The 2,616-nt window shown below is 36.2% G+C and carries 6 protein-coding genes; all 6 read right to left on the bottom strand.

The annotated features are described in order from the left end of the window. Positions 1-367 (bottom strand): 30S ribosomal protein S13 (rpsM, locus tag ACIQ32_RS11725; protein WP_396195868.1); only part of this gene is annotated, 367 nt, incomplete at its 3' end. A gap of 3 nt (positions 368-370) precedes the next feature. Next, positions 371-487, bottom strand: coding sequence for a type B 50S ribosomal protein L36 (gene ykgO, locus ACIQ32_RS11730; protein ID WP_002987490.1), 117 nt, complete (start codon positions 485-487; stop codon positions 371-373). Positions 488-498: 11 nt separating this feature from the next. Continuing rightward, positions 499-714 carry a translation initiation factor IF-1 gene (gene infA / locus ACIQ32_RS11735; RefSeq protein ID WP_008254466.1) on the bottom strand — a complete coding sequence of 72 codons (216 nt, stop codon included), beginning with the start codon at positions 712-714 and terminating at the stop codon, positions 499-501. Between the two features lie 5 nt (positions 715-719). Further along, positions 720-2,063 carry a preprotein translocase subunit SecY gene (gene secY / locus ACIQ32_RS11740; RefSeq protein ID WP_396195869.1) on the bottom strand — a complete coding sequence of 448 codons (1,344 nt, stop codon included), beginning with the start codon at positions 2,061-2,063 and terminating at the stop codon, positions 720-722. 11 nt (positions 2,064-2,074) lie between these two features. Beyond that, on the bottom strand, positions 2,075-2,527 hold the full coding sequence (rplO, locus tag ACIQ32_RS11745; protein ID WP_396195870.1) for a 50S ribosomal protein L15: 453 nt from the start codon (positions 2,525-2,527) through the stop codon (positions 2,075-2,077). Positions 2,528-2,542: 15 nt separating this feature from the next. After that, a partial coding sequence (locus ACIQ32_RS11750; RefSeq protein ID WP_396195871.1) for an uL30 family ribosomal protein occupies positions 2,543-2,616 on the bottom strand: 74 nt, incomplete at its 5' end.

Genomic DNA, 2,616 nt, shown 5'->3' on the forward strand with positions numbered 1-2,616 from the left:
TTGCTTTTTTCTTGTTAGCAACAGTTTTTCTTTTACCTTTTCTTGTTCTAGAGTTGTTCTTAGTTCTTTGTCCTCTTAAAGGAAGACCAGATCTGTGACGGATTCCTCTATAACATCCGATATCCATTAAACGTTTGATGTGCAATGACACTTCTGAACGAAGCTCACCTTCAATTTTGTAGTATGATACAGCGTCACGGATTGCTCCGATTTCGTCATCATTCCACTCTTGAACTTTTTTATCGTGGCTAACTTGAGCTTTATCTAAAATCTCAATAGCTCTGCTTTTACCAACTCCGAAGATATAGGTTAAAGCGATAACTCCTCTTTTGTTTTTTGGGATGTCTACCCCTGCTATTCTTGCCATAATTTATCCTTGTCTTTGTTTAAATCTAGGATTCTTTTTATTAATCACGTACAATCTTCCTTTGCGACGTACGATAATGCACTCGGCACTTCTTTTTTTAACTGATGCTCTTACTTTCATATTAGTTAGCTTTAGTATCTATAAGTAATTCTTGCTTTGGATAAATCGTAAGGGCTCATTTCCAATTTCACTTTGTCACCTGGTAACAATTTGATGTAATGCATTCGCATTTTTCCGGAGATATGAGCAATCACGATGTGTCCGTTTTCTAATTCCACACGAAACATCGCATTTGATAATGCTTCAATGATGGTTCCGTCTTGTTCTATTGCTGATTGTTTTGCCATAAAAACTAAGCTACTGCTTTTCTATTTTTACCACTTTTCATCAATCCGTCATAGTGTTTATTCAATAAATAAGAATTTATTTGTTGAATAGTATCAATAGCAACACCCACCATAATAATAAGTGAAGTACCACCATAGAACATTGCCCAAGATTGTTGCACATCAAGACTAACAACAATAGCTGGGAACACAGCGATCAATGCTAAAAATAATGAACCAGGGAATGTTATAAGAGACATGATTTTATCTAAGAAATCTGCTGTTTCAACACCTGGTTTAACACCCGGAATAAAACCACCACTTCTTTTTAAATCATCGGCCATTTTGTTTGTCGGAACTGTAATTGCCGTGTAGAAGAAAGTGAAAATCAAAATCAACAAAGCAAATACAAAATTGTACCAAAACCCGAACATATTACTGAATGTACCGGCTATAGACTGAGAGGTTTCAGAATTTGAAAGACCTGCTAAAGCAGCCGGAATAAACATAATAGCTTGAGCGAAAATGATTGGCATAACTCCGGCAGAATTCAATTTTAACGGAATCCATTGTCTGTTGCCACCCATCATATCTTGTTCGAAATCACCGGTGGTTGTACGACGAGCGTATTGTACCGGAATTTTTCTAACAGCCATTACTAATAAGACACAAGCAATGATTACTAACAACCATACTACCACTTCAAAAACCAATAACATTGGACCACCATTATTGTTGGTCACTTTAGAGGTAAACTCTTGGAATAGTGCTTGTGGCAATCTGGCTAAGATACCCACCATTATTAATAGTGAGATACCGTTACCAATACCTTTATCAGTAATTTTTTCTCCTAACCACATGGCGAAAATAGTCCCGGTAGTTAAAATCAATACTGATGAGAAAAGAAATTGGAATGAATCAATTGGTAAAAGGAACGCATTGCCCGGAAGGGTTGAATGCAAGTTGTATAAATAACCCGGTCCTTGTACTAATGTAATGGCTATAGTTAACCATCTGGTGATTTGATTCAATTTCTTTCTACCGCTTTCACCGTCTTTTTGCAATTTCTGCAAATATGGGATAGCGATACCCATTAATTGAACAACAATTGAAGCTGAAATGTATGGCATGATACCCAAAGCAAAAACTGATGCTTTAGAGAATGCTCCACCGGTAAACATATCCAATATTGAACCAATACCGTTTTCTGTTTGACCAGCTAAGTTATCCAATTGTGTTGCATCAATGCCCGGTAAAGTTACATGCGCACCAAATCGATAAACCAATAACAAACCAAGTGTAAACAAGATTCTGTTTTTTAGTTCTTCTATTTTCCAAACATTATTTAATGATTCAAAAAATTTCTTCATTGTGATATCAATTATAAGGTTACAGCTTCACCACCGGCAGCTTCAATAGCCGCTTTTGCAGTAGCAGTAAACTTGTGAGCAGTTACTTTTAATTTTGCTTTTAATTCTCCTCTTCCTAAAATCTTAACTACTTCAGTTTTTGTAGCTAAACGATTCTCGATCAATACTGCAAAATCTACAGTATCTGTAACGATTCCGTTGTCTACTAAAGTTTGAAGAGTATCAAGATTTACTCCTTGATATTCTACTCTGTTAATGTTCTTGAAACCAAACTTAGGCACACGTCTTTGAAGAGGCATTTGACCTCCTTCAAAACCAATCTTTTTAGAGTAACCTGAGCGAGATTTAGCTCCTTTGTGTCCACGTGCAGCAGTACCACCTTTACCGGAACCTTCTCCTCTACCTACTCTTTTGTTTTGATTGTGTGTTGAACCTTCAGCCGGTTGTAAGTTACTTAAATTCATAACTATGATGATTTATTATTTAACTTCCTCAACGGAAACTAAGTGTTTAACTTTATTTATCATTCCAAGGATAGCCGGATTTGAATCAT

Origin of the sequence: Flavobacterium sp. (assembly GCF_044373165.1) — a bacterium.
Lineage (GTDB): Bacteria > Bacteroidota > Bacteroidia > Flavobacteriales > Flavobacteriaceae > Flavobacterium.

Bases quoted from the DNA above. Each gene is read 5' to 3' on its own strand.
- infA (WP_008254466.1), bottom strand. From the start codon at position 714: ATGGCAAAACAATCAGCAATAGAACAAGACGGAACCATCATTGAAGCA.
- ykgO (WP_002987490.1), bottom strand. From the start codon at position 487: ATGAAAGTAAGAGCATCAGTTAAAAAAAGAAGTGCCGAGTGCATTATC.
- rplO (WP_396195870.1), bottom strand. From the start codon at position 2,527: ATGAATTTAAGTAACTTACAACCGGCTGAAGGTTCAACACACAATCAA.
- secY (WP_396195869.1), bottom strand. From the start codon at position 2,063: ATGAAGAAATTTTTTGAATCATTAAATAATGTTTGGAAAATAGAAGAA.